Source organism: Grimontia sp. SpTr1 (genome assembly GCF_947387585.1).
Taxonomy (GTDB): domain Bacteria; phylum Pseudomonadota; class Gammaproteobacteria; order Enterobacterales; family Vibrionaceae; genus Enterovibrio; species Enterovibrio indicus.
The window spans coordinates 50,375-67,521 of sequence record NZ_CANDOD010000013.1; the positions used below are offsets into that span (position 1 = coordinate 50,375).

Here is a 17,147-nt window from a genome sequence, read left to right on the forward strand (position 1 = left end):
CCATGGCTGTACCTGACGCAGAGGACTCCGCGTACGGCGTCAGCTTCTTCCAACGGTTAGAAGCTGACGCACCAAAGCGGTCTGTCACTCAGGGACCAGATACCGATGAGGTTCTGCAGTCGTTGAAGAGAAATGTCACCAACCTTCTGAATGCGCGAATGGGTGAGTCCCTGAGTGCACCGGAGCTTGGGTTAGTTGATTTCAACGATGCGTCCCTGAGTTCACATGACCTCGCTTTGCAGATACGCCGAGCCATTCGACGATGCATTGAAACCTATGAGCCGCGGATAAAGAGCATGGAAATTCATGTACTGCCGGATAACGGATCTCCACTGAATCTCAGGTTTCAAGTTACCGCATCAATCAATGCAGGAGCCTTGCACAGGAATGTGCAGATGGAACTTCTGTTGGATAGCAATCGAAAGTACAGAGTAGTTTAAGTGTCACGGAATCGATTTTTCAGGGATGAGCTGGCATTCTTGCGTGAGCAAGGCGTTGAGTTTACAGAAGTTTACCCTCAGCTTGCCCGCTTTCTGAACAGCAGAAATACCGACCCGGATGTCGAGCGTTTGCTTGAGGGTTTTGCATTTCTGACGGGAAGATTGCGTGAAAAAGTCGAAGACGAATTTCCTGAACTCACTCACTCGATTATCAATATGCTGTGGCCGAACTATCTTCGTCCGGTCCCCAGCATCAGCATTGCACAATTCTCACCAGACGAAAAAGCGCTGACGTACGCCCAACAAATCGAGAAAGGCACACAACTTGATGCCAATCCTGTGTTTGGCACTGTTTGTCATTTCAGAACCTGTCGTAATGTCGATATTTATCCATTGCGTCGCGACAAAGTCTCTACCGTTCATACCCGAGATGCATCGCTGGTTGATGTTGAGCTGACGATTCTCGGCGATCAAATGGCCGGGCAGTTGGGGTTGAACTCACTGCGTTTCTTCCTTGGAGGTGAAACCTACAGTGCTGAAATGCTTTATCTCTGGTTGAGTCATTACCTCGATAAAGTGGAAGTGGTGACTGGCGATAAAGTTGTCACTTTACCCAAAAACTGCTTCAGAGCCGTAGGCTTTGACAGTGATGATGCCATCTTGCCGTATCCGAAAAATGTCTATGAAGGTTACCGCATTTTGCAGGAATATCTCTCGTTTCCTGAAGCCTATCTGTTTTTCGATGTGCCAAATCTTGGCAAGTTTGTCCCCGAGGAAGCGCAAGGTAAAATCACACTGAGATTCAGCTTCTCAAAAACGCTTCCGCCAGATGTTCGCGTGAAAGATGAAAGCTTCGAGCTCTACTGCACGCCAATTATCAACCTCTTTTCTCACGATGCAGATCCGATTGATCTCAACGGGAAAAGCACTGAATACAAGATTACACCTTCCAGCCGTTATGCATCTCACTACGAAATATTCAGTGTGGATTTGGTTCAGGGCTGGCAGGAAAATAATGTCGGACGCATTCGCGGTCAGGTTCGCACCTATACGCCATTTGAAAGCTTTCAGCATGAAATCGAACGTGCGCGCGATAGAAAAGCGCTCTACTACCGAGTTCGTGTGAAAGACAGTGTTCATACCGATGGCTTTGATCACCATATCTCTTTCGTCCGAAGCGATGAGACCGAGTGTGTGGATTTCAGCGAGGCGATCTCACTGAGCTTGACCTGCACAAATCGCCAATTGCCTTTGGAGCTAGGAAAAGGCGATATCAGTATTCCGACGGATTCTTCGCCCGCGTACGCAAAGTTCAGCAACCTGACTGAACCGACAGCGCCAATGCGCCCAATGCTTGATGGCACATTACTTTGGACGCTGATTTCCAATTTGTCGCTTAACTATCTGTCGTTACTTTCCAAGGATGCGCTCTCTTCAGTTTTGCGAGCTTATGACTTCCGCGCCTTGGTTGACCGTCAGGCAGAACGTGTATCGCGTCAGCGTTTGGATGGCATTGTCGATATCCAATCCAAACCCATTGAAAAACTCATTCGTGGACTTCCGGTTCGCGGATTGCGTTCAGAAATCACCTTAACCCAGAGTGCGTTTGGCTCTGAGGGCGAGCTTTACATTTTCGGCACCGTACTCAGCCGATTCTTCTCACTTTACGCCAGCATCAACTCCTTCCACGAGTTGGTGATCATCAATGCTGATAATCAGGAAAGGTATACATGGGGCATTCAGAACGGACAGCAACCTCTGATATAGAGGAAACTGTTGCCCCTGACTTTCATGAAAAGGACGGGGGCGATAACAAGGGATCGGGCCTGCCTAAAAACGTCAGAGCCTATAACTTCTATCAGTTGGTGGAGCTTATGCACCACCTCAACGATTTGGATCCGGAAAGTGAAAAGTCGACCTCCAGTAAGCTGCTGTTTGGTAACCATCCTGGTCTAGGTTTTGCCGCCAGCGATGTCACTGCGCTTGAAGAAGTGAACGGTGACCGCTATCGCCTTGAAACCACATTCCTTGGAATGAGTGGAGCACAATCGCCACTGCCGGGCTTTTTCCTCGAAGAAATACTGACAGAGAGCGAGGAAACCGGTCTTAGAAAACCGTTTCTGGATTTCTTCAACCACCGAATTATCACGCTGGTTTACCAAATCTGGCGCAAGTATCGCTACTACATCCGCTTCCGTGAAGATGCTTCAGATGCCTTTTCTGCACAGCTTTTCGCACTGGTCGGTTTGGCAGACAGTGACCTTCGCGGCGAGACCCCGATTAACTGGTGCAAGATGCTGTCTTACGCCGGCACGTTGGCTGGACGTAGCCGTTCTCCGCAGGTGGTCTGCGGCATTATCGCGCATTGCTTTGATTTGGAAGATGTCACCATCCGCCAATGGGAATTGCGTCATGTCGATATTCCCCAAGAACAAAAAATGAGTCTGGGAATGGCGAATGTGGCGTTGGGCATGGAAACCGTGATTGGCGACAAAGTCGCTGACCGAAGCGGAAAATTCGTCATCTGTATTAATGGACTCACGCAAGCGCGCTTTCGCGACTTTCTCCCCTCTGGCAAGGAATACATGCCGCTGCTGACGTTGGTGGAGTTCGTGCTGCGTGAGCAAATGGCTTTTGATTTGGAACTTGGTTTGAAGCCTGACCAGGCACCACCGATGCGTCTTTCTGCGCAAAATCCGGCATCGCTAGGTTGGTCGTCCTTCACGGGCGAATTAGACCGACCGCGCATGGTTCGCATTCAGGCCAGGCAGTAGAGGGAAATATGTCTCAACACTATCCCAAGATAGAACAGGAATCGCAGTTGCAGCAGGCAACTCTCACGGTAACCAACACCCAGCACTTAGAGGCAGGTTTGTCAGCCACGCATGTGTTTACCCATGAAGGTGGCTCAATTGGTTCCAGCGGTGCCGACGAATGGAACCTGATCGACAGAGAAGGCCGCGTGTTCCCGCATCACGCAGAGATCGTTGAAATCGATGGCGAGCTTTGTCTGCTTGATGTTCGCGGCGCGAGCTACATGAATGGCGCCACGATTCCCGTCGGCGCAGGCAAATCAGCGCGCTTGAAAGACAACGACATGGTGCTGATTGGTCCTTACCAAATCCGCATTCATTTAAGTGCAGCGGGCTCAGACGGTTCGGCGAATCAGCATGGATTAGAGAATGTCTTTCTGACAGAAAAAGACGCGACGCAGATTGGCGCTGAGCGTGACGATAGCGACGTTGAAAATCCCGATGATGCAGTGATTGATGACCCTTTGGCCGCCCTTGAAGCTGCCACCCCCCAAATTTCTTCTGGTGATGATCCACTGAGTGAACACCAGGAAATGTCTGCCGAGCAGTTGAAAGAAAGCTACCTGCTGGCAAAAGACACCGAATGGCACGGCGCAGAGAAAACCGTGCATGCAGACAGCGAATACGAAATGAGTTCAGCGATTACGCTGAAACGGACTTTACCCTATGAGGATGCCCTGATGGATGACAAAACCCTTGAACGCCTGGAACAAGAAGTAGGGCGAGACTACGCAAATGCTGACAAGCCAGAAAATGCATATGGCGATAACGGATTCAGTGGTTATGCATCGGGCGAATACGCGAGTGAGGCCTCTGCAGAAGACGGCAATCACTTGGTAACGGGTCCTATCTTCCGTGGTCTTGGCGTTCAAGCGGGTAACAGCAGCAACATGGCTGAAATGCAGGCACTGTCGGAGGAGATGGGCGCTTCACTGCAATCTGCCATTCGTGGTCTGCTTGCACTGCATCAGCAGGTAGAAGAAAGCCGCTTTGGCATGATGAACAAGAACCTTCAACCGATTGAAGACAACCCACTTCGTCTTGGCCTGCCATACGAAGAAACAGTCGAAACCATGTTTGATCGTGACCGCAGTATGGTTCACCTGTCTGCTCCTTCAGCGATCAGTGAAAGCCTGACCAACATCCAACACCACAACGAAGCGGTGCAAAGCGCAACCGTGGAAGCGTTGGGTCAGATTCTCCGCGCATTCTCACCGGAAGTGCTGATGCGTCGATTCAGTGCTTATCGCCGTCCTGGTGAAGTGTCACCAGAGTCTGCAGATGCCTGGGCATGGAACATGTACAAAAACTATTACAAAGAGCTGACTTCCGACCGCCAACGCGGTTTCGAAAAGCTGTTCTGGGAAATTTTTGATCAGGCTTACGACCGAAAGATTCGTGAGAAACAACTGGAGGTATAAGGCGATGAAACGTCTGCTAGGTTGCTTTCTGCTATTCACGCTTTTCGGTTGTTCGAGCAGCGATGACGCGTTGCCAAAAGATCAACCGACAACGGTGACGTTCAGTTTGGTGGCGACACAAAAGGTCAATCCCAACATCAGTGGCGATGCGACACCGATTGAAGTGCAGGTCTTTGAACTGGAAGACGACTCCATGTTTCTGGCGTCCGGCTTTGACCAACTGGCAGGCGATGCTGAAGGCGCGCTGAAAAGTAATTACGTCGACCACCGGGATTTCTCTTTAATTCCGGGGCAATTCAAATTTATCGACCATTTCCAGATTGATGAAAGCACGCGCTATATCTCCGTGATGGCGCGCTTCTCTGACCCAGATGTCAGTGATTGGAAGAAAGTCGTTAAGGTCCTGCCGGTTGGTCGGGTTTACCACCTGCTTATGTACTTCGATGGTACCGAAGTCGTTCTGGATAAAGTGGAGTAAAGATGTCAGCGAGAAACCGGGTTGTCTGGAACGAAGGGCTTTTTGTTAAGCCGCAGCATTTTCAACAGCAGCAGCGTAATTTGGAATATCAGCTGGATGAGCGCGTAGGCTCTGTCAGCCGCTATCTCTATGGCCTGACTGAAATGACGCTGAACGCAGAGTATCTGAGCTTTGGTCGTATCGCGCTCGATAGCGCATCGGGCGTGATGCCGGACGGAACTGTCTTCCGCATTCCTCAGGAGGACATGCAACCAGAAGCGCTGGAAGTGGTCGATAGTTCACTGGCGAATCAGATTGTCTATCTTGCCATTCCACTTCGCAGTGATTCGATCACCGAAGTGACCTGGCCGGAAGGCGCAGGTTCAGGTCGATACACCTCTGTCAGTCAGGAAGTACGTGATATTCACACCTTCCAAGGCGACATGGCACCGATTGATGTGAGTCCGGTTTGCCTGCGTTTGATGCTGGAAAAAGAAGACCGCAGTGCATACGCCTCCATCGCGATTGCCCGCATTCTGGAAAAGCGTCCTGACGGCAGCGTGTTGCTTGATGACAGCTTCGTACCTTGCCACTTGAACGTTGGTGCAGTGTCAGTGCTTCATCGTTTTATTGGCGAAATGGCAGGACTGATGCGTGAACGTGCGAAGAACATTTCCCAACGTATTGGCGCGCCAAGCCAGGGTGGTGTGGCGGATGTTTCCGACTTTATGTTGCTTCAATCTTTGAACCGCATGCAGCCACAACTTCAACATCTTTCACGACTGCGTAGCCTCCACCCAGAAAGGTTGTATGAAGCTTTATCTTCCATGTGTGGTGAGCTGGCAACCTTCACCGATGAAAGCCGCATGGCACCGGAATTTGGTAGTTATCAGCACGACATGCCGGTTTCTTCATTCAAGCCGGTGATGACCAGACTTCGTCAGTCTCTCAGCATTGTGCTGGAGCCGCGTGCAGTCTCTATCCAGCTTCACCAACGCAAGTACGGCCTTATGGTGGCACCGCTTCAGGATCCTTCGCTGGTCCGCGATGCCGACTTCATTCTGGCAGTACGCGCTCGCATGCCAATGGAAGAGCTTCGCAAGCTGTTTGTTCAGCAAACCAAAGTGGCTTCCGTGGAGAAAATCCGCGAACTCATTTCACTGCAATTGCCAGGTATTCCGGTTTCTCCGTTGCCGGTTGCTCCACGTCAGTTGCCTTACCACGCGGGATACACCTATTACCAGCTGGATAAAACCAGCGCTGCCTGGGCGATGTTGGCCAATGCCAGCGGTTTCGCCTTCCACGTCGCCGGTAACTTCCCGGATCTCGACCTGCAATTCTGGGCAATAAGGAGCTAAGCCATGGCAGAAATGTATATCGATGCGCCGGATAAAGAGCGCCATTACGACCACCTCCTGTTTGATGAAGCGACCAATATCGACGCGGATCAGGATTACTGGTTCAAGCTACGAGGCGACAACATCAATCCACTGATTGATGCTGCGACACCACTGCTGGGGATGGCCCTTCGAGTGAGAAAACTCTCCGAATGCCACAACGTGGAAACCATCTACAAGCAGGCTGTGGAAGAAGTGAAAGCCATTGAAGTGGAACTCACTGAAAAAGGTTATGACCACGCAGTGATCCTGGCTTACCGCTATGTGCTTTGCTCCTTTGTCGATGAAGCCATCATGAGTACGCCTTGGGGCGCAGACAGTGTGTGGGCCGAACATTCTCTGTTGACCCGCTTTCATAACGAAACCTGGGGCGGCGAAAAAGTCTTTACGATTCTGTCCCGTCTGGAGAGTGAGCCAGAGCGCTACAAGTCGCTGCTGGAATTCATCTTTCTTTGCCTGACGCTTGGGTTTGAAGGACGTTACAAGGTGATGGAAAAAGGACGCGAAGAATATGAAAAGGTGATCACCAAGCTTCACCAACTGTTGCGTCAACTGGATGACAACGAACAAGTCTCGCTGACAAGTGCCGCGAACAACGTGGTTTCTACCAAATACCGCCTGAGTAAGCAGGTACCGGTGTGGACGATCTTCGCAGGCTTTATCACTTTGCTTGCAGTGGTGTTTACGGGGTACTCCATCGCACTCAGCAATAAAACATCCAGCGTGCTTGAACAGCTTAATCAACTTCTTCAGTAACAGGTGAACCCGTGATCCGAATAGAACTACATACGTTAATTGGCAAACTTAACCAGCAGACCAAACTGGCGCTGGAGCAAGCGGGCGCGCTGAGTATTGAGCGACAAAATCCAGAAGTGACAGTAGAGCATCTGCTTTTCACTTTGTTGGATAACCCGTTATGCGACGTACGCGTATTGCTGAAAAGCGCGGAAGTGGACCACACGCACATTCGTCAACTGACTGGCGATGCACTGAGCCGCGAAAACGTGCCGGAAAATACGCCGTCGTTTTCTCCGCTGTTGGTTGAACTTCTTCAGGATGCATGGCTTCTGGGATCAACTGATCTGGGTCATTCGGAAATCCGCTCGGGTGTTATTTTCCTCGCGGCACTTATCCGCCCGGACCGTTACTTGCCGCTGAACCTTATCCGTCAGCTTGAAAGCGTCAATCGTGAAACGATGAAGAAGCACTTCGCGCGACTGACAGAAGATTCTGCTGAAACAGCAGTCAAATCTGATTCTTCCAAAGGAAAACAAGCGGTACCTGCTGAAGCTGAAACCGCACTGGCGAGATTCTGTACCAACTTCTCGGCAATGGCTAAGCAAGGTGAACTTGACCCTGTGCTTTGCCGTGATGACGAAATTAATCTGATGATCGACATTCTATGTCGTCGCCGTAAAAACAACCCGATTGTCGTTGGTGATGCAGGTGTCGGTAAAAGTGCCGTTGTAGAAGGCCTCGCTCAGCGCATCGTTGATGGCAATGTGCCGGACTCGCTGAAAGGCATTGATCTGATGTCTCTGGACTTAGGTTTGCTGCAGGCAGGTGCTTCTGTAAAAGGTGAGTTCGAAAAACGCCTGAAAGCCATCATTGATGAGGTAAAAACCTCTCCGGTTCCTATCATTCTTTTCATCGACGAAGCCCACACCATGATTGGTGCAGGTGCACAGGAAGGTGGCGGTGACGCGGCGAACCTGTTGAAGCCAGCTCTGGCCCGTGGTGAGCTACGCACCGTCGCGGCAACTACATGGAAAGAATACAAAAAGTACTTTGAAAAAGACCCAGCATTGAGCCGTCGCTTCCAACTGGTGAAGCTGGACGAGCCGAATGTCGAGCAAGCCGTCGATATCATGCGCGGTCTGCATGGCGTTTACGAAAAATCTCACCAAGTGCTGATCAGTGATGACGCGCTGGTGGCAGCAGCGGAGCTTTCTGAGCGTTACGTCTCTGGCCGTCAATTGCCGGACAAAGCCATCGACGTGCTCGACACTGCATGTGCACGAATCGCGATTAACCTAAGTTCACCACCGCGTCGTCTGGCAGAGCTGGAAACTCGCACCATTCAGCGTCAACGCCAAATTGATATGTTGAACCGTCAGGCTGAGCTCGGCTATGACGTTGACGAAGCGCTGCTTGCATCACTTAAAGCTGACGAAGCAAAAGATCTCGAAGAGCAGGGAGCTTTGCGTGAAGCATGGCGTGTTCAGAAAGATCTGGTTGCTGATGTGATTGAAAAGCGTCAGCAGATTCTTGCGGTGCCATCAGAAGAAGAAGAGCCACTGAGCGACGAGGATCGCGAAACCATTCGCAATGAATTGCGCGGTTTTTATGCCGAGCTTGACGCCATTCCACACACTGAGCGTTTGGTTCACCCACATGTGGATGCGCAGCAGATTGCCGAAGTGATTGGTGATTGGACGGGCGTTCCTGTTGATCAGATGAACACTGATGAGCTGAGCCGTATTACCCACCTTCCAGAACTGCTGGGTAATGAAATCAAAGGACAGGATGTCGCGTTGGAAGTGATTCACCGTCACTTACTGACTGCACGTGCTGACCTGCGTCGTCCCGGACGTCCGAAAGGGGCCTTCTTGCTGGCTGGGCCAAGTGGTGTTGGTAAAACCGAAACTGTGGTGCAACTTGCCGAGCTACTCTATGGCGGCAAGCAATTCCTGACCACCATCAATATGTCTGAATATCAGGAGAAACATACCGTTTCACGTCTGATTGGCTCGCCTCCGGGGTATGTAGGCTATGGAGAAGGCGGCATCCTGACGGAAGCTATCCGCAAAATGCCTTACTCCATCGTGCTGCTTGATGAAGTAGAAAAGGCGCACCCGGAAGTGTTGAACCTCTTCTATCAAGCGTTTGATAAAGGTGAGCTAGCAGACGGCGAAGGCCGTGTGATTGATTGCCAGAATGTGGTGTTTTTCCTCACTTCGAATCTGGGCTACCAGACCATCGTCGATTATGCAGAGCAACCGCAACTGCTGGAAGAAATGCTGTATCCAGAGCTGGCCGCTTTCTTCAAACCGGCGCTGCTGGCGCGTATGGAAATTGTGCCTTATCTACCACTTAGCGGCGATACGCTCAATGCCATTATCAAAGGCAAGCTAAACCGCTTGGTTAAAGTGTTTGCCCAGCGTTATGACGCAGAAACCGAAATTGATGATGCGCTGGTGGGAGAAATTCAACGCCGTGCTACACGCTCGGAAAATGGCGCCCGCATGCTTGAAGCGATCATCGAAGGTCAATTGCTGCCGCCAGTATCGTTGGCTTTGCTCAATAAGCTTGCCGCGAGAGAGCCTGTGCAGCGCGTTTATCTCACCGCAGAAGACGGCGAGTTTGTCAGCGAGGTGGAATAAGCAATGGCAGATTGGCTTTCACTGGCAGCAACACTTTCTGGTATCCGTGATCAGCAAACGCTCGCGGACACCTTTGTTGATGCGTTGAAATCAAACCTGCAGATCAGCAACGTGTGGGTCATGCTCCCTTGCCAGCAGGGCAGAAAGCTGTGCGCCAAGGGTAATGGCCAACATTTTGACTGGGAAGTGGACGATTTCAGCCATCCGTTTGCGCATGTTTTCCAATCCTCATCAGCCATGCTGTTGGACCCAACCAAGTTAAATTACTGGCAAGAAAATGCGGTTTTCGTTGAGCTCATGAATCATCGCAAGCGCGGTGAAAGTGTCTTGGTGATGCCGCTTCCGCCGGGCGCAAGAAAAACCAAAGCGATTCTGACTATCACAGGTTCTTCTCATCAACTGAGCAGTTTGCTGGCTGATCCTCAGTGGCAAAGCATTTGCGAGATCTTTATTAACCAAAGCCAGATTATTCAGGATTTGGGTGAAGAGCATCGCCAAATTTCAGCGCTGAGTTCATCCATCAAGCGTATTCGCAACGATGAGCAGAAGCGCGAACAAGCCTATGAACTGAAAAACGTATTGATTGGCGAAAGCCGACTGATGCAGGAAATGCGCGAGAAAGTCGTTACTGTGGCGCAATCTTCGTTAAACGTGCTGATTTGTGGCGACACAGGAACAGGTAAAGAACTGGTAGCCCGCGCGGTGCATGAACTTTCAGACCGCAAAGGAAAGCCGTTTATCGCCATCAATTGCGCTGCGATTCCTGAAAACCTTTTGGAAAGTGAGTTGTTTGGTCATGCGAAAGGTGCATTCTCTGGCGCTGATCGCGCTAAACAAGGGCTGATTGCCGATGCGCAGGGCGGCACATTGTTCCTTGATGAAATCGGTGACATGCCGTTGGCACTGCAAGCCAAACTGCTGCGTGTTCTCGAAACCCGCACCTATCGTCCAGTGGGCGCTTCCAGTGAAGTGAATGCAGATTTCCGCTTGGTAGCGGCGACACATGTGGCGATGGAAGAAAAGGCCGAAGAGGGCAGTTTCCGTCGAGACCTTTACTACCGTCTGAATCAATTCCCGGTCTTCATGCCGGAGTTGAATATCCGCAAAGAAGACGTCCCAGAACTTTGTAAACACTTCATTGCTGAATACAACAAGCAGGCAGGTGTACACATTGCTGGTATTCGCTATGCCGCGCTGGATTTACTGAATCGACATAGCTTTCCTGGAAATGTACGTGAATTGAGAAACCTCATTGAATACGCCTGTGCGCTAACAGCGAATGGTGAAGAAATTACCCCTTCCAGCTTTAGCGGTCGTGTGTTGCAGCAAACCAGCCCAGTCGCCGCGAATTCGGATGATGTGAATTCTGAAAGTTATATCGGCGTGGATATTGATGACATCAACAACCTCAAGGCTGCTGTTCAGAACTTCGAGAGCAGCGTGATTCGCTATCGTCTGTCCAGTTACGGCGGCGATCGCTCAAAAGCAGCGGAAAGCCTTGGCTTACCCAAACGCACTCTCGCGCATAAATGCCTGAAAATGGAGATTGACTGATATGACGTACCGACCAATCTCTTTGTGTTTAATGGTGGGGCTGGCGTTCTCAAGCGCAAACACGCTGGCAAACGAGACTGACAACAAGGCACTGATTCAAAGCGCCTCCGAGTGTGTGAATATTCCAGCGAGGCTCGACCGGCTGGCGTGTTTTGATGAGGTGTTCAAAACGCCGGTTTCTGGTCAGCCAGAAGCCGCTGTCATTGTGCAAAAACCGGAAGCATGGGAACGCGCAAAACAGAGCGAATCTGAGCGAAATGAAGATGAAACCGGTTTTGCGCTTCGCTACGCCAATCGGGCTGAACCCAAATCTGGCATTTGGATGACAGCGACTGCATTGCCTGACAGAAACCAGAAAAAGAATGAAATGCCCATTCTGATGTTCAGCTGTATCGACAATATCAGCCGGGTTGAGTTGATACTGCCAACCGCAACATCTGAGGGTAAAGCGGAAGTAATGGCGTCTTCAGGTTACAGTGTCACCCAGCGTTGGTTAAGCGATGACACTGGCAACATCATGCGTGCGGGTCGTGGTATTCCAGCTATTGATGTGATGAAGGCATTAATGTCTGGCCAACGCGCGGTGCTTCGCTCTGATTTGGAAGCGATCGGTAACCTGACGTTTGATACTGCCGACTTGCGCGAGAGCATCAAACCCATGCGCCAGACATGTCGTTGGTAGGGGAGCAAATCATGGATATGCAAACCTACCGAGAAAGAGTCGCTAAGCCGATTGCCGGAGAAAACCCAGTCGGTGAACGTCTGTTGGACGACGCACTGTTGGACTTTGTTGAAACCCAAATGATGAAAGTCGGCTCACTTTCTCACGCAGAAGTGCAGTGGGGGGAAGCTGAACAAAGTGCGATGAAGCTGATTGAGACGCAAACCAAAGACCTCAAACTGCTGACTCATCTTCTGCAGTGTTTGCAGTATCAGTCTTCACCGGAGCGTTTCACTCTATCGGTGTTTATCCTGGCGGATTTCATCGCTGCTTACTGGGATACTTGTTATCCCGCTCCCGGCCCGCGTGGCGTATTGCCGCGTCGTAAGTTCTTCTCCCAGATTGTTCAGCGCACCGAGAAAGCGGCTGAGAAGCTCGATTTCTCCATGTTCGATGTCGATCAGAAAGAAGAAGTGGAGAAAGCGCTAAAAGAACTAGAAGTGGCTGCAGAAGAAAAAGATCTGCCGACAGAAGGTGTGTTAGATATCGCTTCCTTGCTGAAACGAAAACTGGCAACCCCAGAGCCGCAAGTTCAACAGGTACCTTCATCGGCACCCTCTGAAACGGCGTCCTCGTCAGCCAGTGCACCTTCTCCGAAACTGGAGATAGATGGCAGCTCAGACCGCGCTGTTAAACAAACGCTGCTGAAAGTGGCTGAATTTGTCTCCGAGTTGGACGGCGGCATTGCATTGGCACTCCGTCTTCGTCGCTTTGCCGTGTGGTTCTCTATTACCTCTGCGCCGGATGCCGAGGCGAACGGTGAAACACAGCTTATGCCAGTCTCGGCAGACCGAATTTCAGAGTATGAAGATCAACTCAGCCGGGGTGCGGACCACGCACTTTGGCGCAAGGTAGAGCAAAGCCTCACTGTAGCTCCTTACTGGATTGACGGTCATTTTCTCAGTTATCGCATCGCGCTCAAACTCGGCAACGCAGAGTGGGCAGATACCATCGCTTCGGAAGTTCGCAGTTTTGTGAAGCGTGTGCCTGCGGTGGCTGAGCTTAGCTTCAAAGGCGGCATGCCTTATGTTGGCGAAGAAACACGTCGTTGGCTTGATGAAGGTGACACCACAAGTATGGGCTCAGCAACCACCTCTGATTGGGATGGAAAGCGCAAAGAAGCATTCACCCTCGCAGATGAAGGCGGCCTGTCGGTGGCGTTAGCCATGCTCAATGATGGCCTATCAACATCCAAAGAACCGAGAGACCAGTTTTATTGGCGCATGCTCTCAGCAGATGTCATGAAGCGTCACAACCTTTCTGCCATGGCAGATCAGCACTACCACCAACTTTTAGAGCAGGCCAACCATACCTCGCTCACCGATTGGGAACCCGCATTGATTCAACGTTTAGAAAACATTGCGAAGTCATAATTTAAGCAGGGATCGAAAGAAATGTTCAGCAAGTTAAAATCGCTTCTTCTGAAAATGCTACCCGCCATGAAATCGGCGTTACCTATATTGCTGGTGGCCATTTTCGTCTTGATCAATGTCGCGATATGGTGGGCGGGTCCGTGGCTTAAAATTGACGAGAGCCACCCGCTGGAGCCTGTTACAGCGCGCCTTATTACCAGTGTGATTTTCTCCCTTTTCTGGCTGGCGGCTTGGGGCTTTTTGCAATGGCGAAAACTCAAAGGCTACCATGCAGATCAGGCGCGTGAACGTCAGCTTCAGGAAGACCCAATCCAACGCTATGAAGAGCGTCAGGAAGCTGAACTCAATCAGGTGATGACTGCACTGCAAAAGAGTCTGAACAAACGAAACTACCTGTATGCCTTACCTTGGTATTTGGTTTTGGGGCCAGAGAATGCGGGTAAAACAAGCCTCATTAACCGCTCAGGTCAGAACTTTGTTTTCTCATCGGTCATGCGTGCATCGGGCAAGAAAAGTGAAAATCCGTTTTCCTTCGACTGGTGGATTGGTGATGACTCAGTACTTATCGACCCTGATGGTGAGCTACTAACCCAACGTGCAACCAGCAGCGATGGTAAAGGGGAGATGGAGCGCCGTCTCTGGATCCACTTCGTAAGATGGCTTGAAAAAACGCGAAGCCGCCGCCCGTTAAACGGTGTAGTGATTGCGCTGGATGTGGCTAAGCTTGCTACTGCAACGACGACTGAGCGCAGAGCACATGCAAATCTGATCCGTGCCCGTCTTCGCGAGCTGATGGAAACCCTTTCTACCCGTCTGCCTGTTTATGTATCGCTGACTAAGCTCGACCTGCTTCACGGCTTTGAACCCTTCTTCCGTAACTACTCCAAAGCGGAGCGTGAAGAAGTCATGGGCTTCACTTTCACATTGGATTCCGTGGACGATCTCGATAGCTGGCTGAATGAGTTTGATAAAGACTTCGGGCAGTTTGTCGAACGCGTTAACAAGATGCTGCCGACAGCCTTGATGCAGTGTTTCGATGGTGAAGATCGCACTGCTATGTACAGCTTTAGCCGTCAAATGGCAGGTCTGCATGATGTGTTAAAGCAGTTCCTTCAAGATGCATTTGGTAGTGACCAGTTTTCTACATCGGCATTGGTGCGTGGCGTGTATTTCACCTCCGTGTATCAGCAAGGTGTGCCGACCAATGCGTTTATCGATTCTGCCTCTCGCCGCTACGGTATTTCCCATGCGGTGAATACGGCACAAAATGCCGCAAACTCCACCACTTACTTCACTCAGAATCTGTTCAATAACGTCATTTATCCGGAAGCAGGCTTGGCGTCGGATAACTTCCGTGTCGCGAAAACCAAGCGCCGCGTGATTATGTTGTCGGCCGTTGCCTGTGGTATCGCGTCACTTCTATTGATCGGTTCCTGGCACAAGTACTACCTGAAAAACGTAAAACAGGCGGATGCAGTATTAGCCAAGGTCAACGAGTACGAGAACAACTATGCATCAGAGGCAATTATCGATAATGGCGTCGATATCCTCGCGCCGTTGGATACGATTCGTCAGGCCACACTGGAGTTTGGTTTCTTCCGTGAAAAACCGAAGTTCATTTCAGATTTAGGTTTGTACCAAGGCCATGTCATTGGGCCACAAGTCGAAAGCACGTATCTCAGCCTGCTTGAAAATCGTTACTTGCCAGCTTTGATGAAAGTGGCAGCTGCCGATGTTGTTGGTGCAGACGATGACGAAAACAAACTGGGTTCGCTGCGTGTTTTCCGCATGATGACGGACGATGATGGCCGTTATCAGAACATGGTGCAGAATTATTTTGCCAGCAAGTGGCAAGAACAGTACGAAGGCGACCGTGAAACACAAGAACGCTTGATGCAGCACTTGGATTACGCGATGGAGCATACCGATCTGGTGGGTGATCGTGTTGATGGACAGGAAGATGCAGAGCGGGTACTGGCGCCATACGATGGACTTATTTACAACGCTCAACGCGAACTGAGCCGTATGCCAATCGAACAACGTGTTTACCGAAATCTCAAGCAAGCATCGACGGCAATTTTAGGCTCTCCAATCAATTTGGCGACCTCTATCGGTCCTGTGTTTGATGTGGTCTTTACTGAGCGTGTTTCGGAAGCGAATAACCTTGATATCCCACGTATCCTTACCAAGAAAGGTTTCGAAACCTACTTCATTCCTGAATCAGATTCTGTCTCTGAACTGGCACTGGTTGATAGTTGGGTGCTGGGGCAGGTTGAATCGATAGATTTCTCTGATGAAGATAAGCGTGTATTGAGAGAAAAGATCCGCAGCCTGTATGTAGCGGATTACTCCGATACCTGGCGTCGTGCGACCAACGATATCGACGTGAAATCTTTCCCGGATATCTATAACGCGGTACTTGTGCTGGAAAGCATTACAGGCAACAACCAACCTCTGCATCGCTTGCTTGAAGAAGTTACGGATAACACAGACTTGTTCCCGGCTCTGCCTGAAGGCGACGCAGCGAAAGAAGAGTTGATTAAGTCTCCACGTTATCGTGTCGCAGCGATGGTTGATAACCAATTCTCTTCACTGAATGGGCTTTCGGAAACCGAACCGGGTAAACCGATTTACCTTGATGAGGTGATGGATGCGGTCACCCAACTGACTGCGTACATGAAGTCAATCAACGATGCGCCTGATGTCGGTAAAGCCGCATTAGATGCGACCAAAGCGCGCCTCTCGCTGAACAACTCTGATCCTATTTATGTGCTGCAACGCATCGCATCTGGCATGCCACAGCCTTACGACATCATGCTGAAAAAACTGGCAGATGAGAGCTGGTACGTGATTCGTCAGGAAGCGATTCGTTATCTGGAAGTTCGTTGGGCGGCAGATGTATTCAATCCGTTCCAAAGCAAACTCGCTTCGCGTTACCCGTTTAACGTGCGTTCTTCTAAAGATGTGGCGTTGGAAGACTTCGAAGCTTTCTTTGCCCCTAATGGCATCCTGAATAACTTCTACGAAAGCAACCTGCGAATGTTCCTTGAGGACACAGGCGAGTTTACTTCAGAAGAAGGGGATAAAACCCTTATCCGCCAGGATGTGTTGAATCAAATTGACCGTGCAAGAGCGATTCAAGGTGCGTTCTTCAATCGCAAGGGCGTGCTGGATGTTGAGTTCACGCTTGAGCCGATTGAGCTGAGCGCGAATAAAAGACGTTCTGTCATCAACATTGATGGTCAGTATGTTGAATACAGTCACGGACCACGCAAAAACGTAGGGTTGGTCTGGCCAAATACACTTCGTGAAGCTGCGGTCAGCAAAATCACTCTGGTTCCAGTGGCAGCGAACGCTTCGCCAAGAGGGATCAGTATTCGAGGACCTTGGGCGTTTTTCCGCTTGCTGGAACAGGCCGAGGTTGTGGGATCAAGCTCAACCAGTGTTGATTATCGCTTTAACATTGACGGTGGAAACGTGATGTACCGTGTGCACTCTGAAGCAGACAGCAATCCGTTTACTGCGTCGATATTCAGAGGATTCAACCTGTCGCGGACCCTATATTAACGACAATAAAATCAAGCCACC

At 50.5% G+C, this 17,147-nt stretch carries 12 protein-coding genes; all 12 read left to right on the top strand.

The features are described from left to right. Positions 1 to 2 precede the first annotated feature (2 nt). From tssE to tssM, 12 genes are read left to right on the top strand one after another with little or no spacing between them, the layout of a single operon-like run. Entirely contained in the window at positions 3 to 440 is a 438-nt protein-coding gene (tssE, locus tag QL223_RS17550; protein WP_046303148.1) for a type VI secretion system baseplate subunit TssE, read from the top strand. Beyond that, positions 441 to 2,207, top strand: coding sequence for a type VI secretion system baseplate subunit TssF (tssF, locus tag QL223_RS17555; protein WP_281545463.1), 1,767 nt, complete (start codon positions 441 to 443; stop codon positions 2,205 to 2,207). It abuts the gene before it with no gap. Beyond that, positions 2,171 to 3,214, top strand: coding sequence for a type VI secretion system baseplate subunit TssG (gene tssG, locus QL223_RS17560; RefSeq protein WP_281545464.1), 1,044 nt, complete (start codon positions 2,171 to 2,173; stop codon positions 3,212 to 3,214). The genes tssF and tssG overlap by 37 nt, the downstream gene beginning before the upstream one ends. A gap of 8 nt (positions 3,215 to 3,222) precedes the next feature. Next, on the top strand, positions 3,223 to 4,674 hold the full coding sequence (gene tagH, locus QL223_RS17565; protein ID WP_002538786.1) for a type VI secretion system-associated FHA domain protein TagH: 1,452 nt from the start codon (positions 3,223 to 3,225) through the stop codon (positions 4,672 to 4,674). Between the two features lie 4 nt (positions 4,675 to 4,678). Next, positions 4,679 to 5,152 (top strand): type VI secretion system lipoprotein TssJ, encoded by a 474-nt coding sequence (gene tssJ, locus QL223_RS17570; protein WP_002538787.1) that lies wholly within the window; start codon positions 4,679 to 4,681, stop codon positions 5,150 to 5,152. 2 nt (positions 5,153 to 5,154) lie between these two features. Further along, positions 5,155 to 6,489, top strand: coding sequence for a type VI secretion system baseplate subunit TssK (tssK, locus tag QL223_RS17575; RefSeq protein ID WP_002538788.1), 1,335 nt, complete (start codon positions 5,155 to 5,157; stop codon positions 6,487 to 6,489). A gap of 3 nt (positions 6,490 to 6,492) precedes the next feature. Next, a complete protein-coding gene (icmH, locus tag QL223_RS17580) occupies positions 6,493 to 7,284 on the top strand; it encodes a type IVB secretion system protein IcmH/DotU (protein ID WP_002538789.1) in 792 nt (263 codons plus the stop codon). A gap of 11 nt (positions 7,285 to 7,295) precedes the next feature. Then, complete coding sequence (tssH, locus tag QL223_RS17585) at positions 7,296 to 9,911, top strand: type VI secretion system ATPase TssH (protein ID WP_002538790.1); 2,616 nt, start codon at positions 7,296 to 7,298, stop codon at positions 9,909 to 9,911. Positions 9,912 to 9,914: 3 nt separating this feature from the next. After that, the gene (locus QL223_RS17590; protein WP_002538794.1) at positions 9,915 to 11,465 is read left to right on the top strand and encodes a sigma-54 dependent transcriptional regulator; all 1,551 of its coding nucleotides are present in this window, start codon (positions 9,915 to 9,917) and stop codon (positions 11,463 to 11,465) included. A gap of 1 nt (position 11,466) precedes the next feature. Beyond that, entirely contained in the window at positions 11,467 to 12,147 is a 681-nt protein-coding gene (gene vasI / locus QL223_RS17595; RefSeq protein WP_051997508.1) for a type VI secretion system-associated protein VasI, read from the top strand. Positions 12,148 to 12,158: 11 nt separating this feature from the next. Beyond that, a complete protein-coding gene (gene tssA / locus QL223_RS17600) occupies positions 12,159 to 13,559 on the top strand; it encodes a type VI secretion system protein TssA (RefSeq protein WP_002538801.1) in 1,401 nt (466 codons plus the stop codon). Positions 13,560 to 13,580: 21 nt separating this feature from the next. Then, positions 13,581 to 17,126: a type VI secretion system membrane subunit TssM gene (tssM, locus tag QL223_RS17605; RefSeq protein ID WP_281545465.1), complete on the top strand. Its 3,546-nt coding sequence runs from the start codon at positions 13,581 to 13,583 to the stop codon at positions 17,124 to 17,126. Positions 17,127 to 17,147 lie beyond the last annotated feature (21 nt).

Bases quoted from the DNA above. Each gene is read 5' to 3' on its own strand.
- tssE (WP_046303148.1), top strand. From the start codon at position 3: ATGGCTGTACCTGACGCAGAGGACTCCGCGTACGGCGTCAGCTTCTTC.
- tssA (WP_002538801.1), top strand. From the start codon at position 12,159: ATGGATATGCAAACCTACCGAGAAAGAGTCGCTAAGCCGATTGCCGGA.
- QL223_RS17590 (WP_002538794.1), top strand. From the start codon at position 9,915: ATGGCAGATTGGCTTTCACTGGCAGCAACACTTTCTGGTATCCGTGAT.
- tssJ (WP_002538787.1), top strand. From the start codon at position 4,679: ATGAAACGTCTGCTAGGTTGCTTTCTGCTATTCACGCTTTTCGGTTGT.
- tssK (WP_002538788.1), top strand. From the start codon at position 5,155: ATGTCAGCGAGAAACCGGGTTGTCTGGAACGAAGGGCTTTTTGTTAAG.
- tagH (WP_002538786.1), top strand. From the start codon at position 3,223: ATGTCTCAACACTATCCCAAGATAGAACAGGAATCGCAGTTGCAGCAG.
- tssG (WP_281545464.1), top strand. From the start codon at position 2,171: ATGGGGCATTCAGAACGGACAGCAACCTCTGATATAGAGGAAACTGTT.
- icmH (WP_002538789.1), top strand. From the start codon at position 6,493: ATGGCAGAAATGTATATCGATGCGCCGGATAAAGAGCGCCATTACGAC.
- tssM (WP_281545465.1), top strand. From the start codon at position 13,581: ATGTTCAGCAAGTTAAAATCGCTTCTTCTGAAAATGCTACCCGCCATG.
- vasI (WP_051997508.1), top strand. From the start codon at position 11,467: ATGACGTACCGACCAATCTCTTTGTGTTTAATGGTGGGGCTGGCGTTC.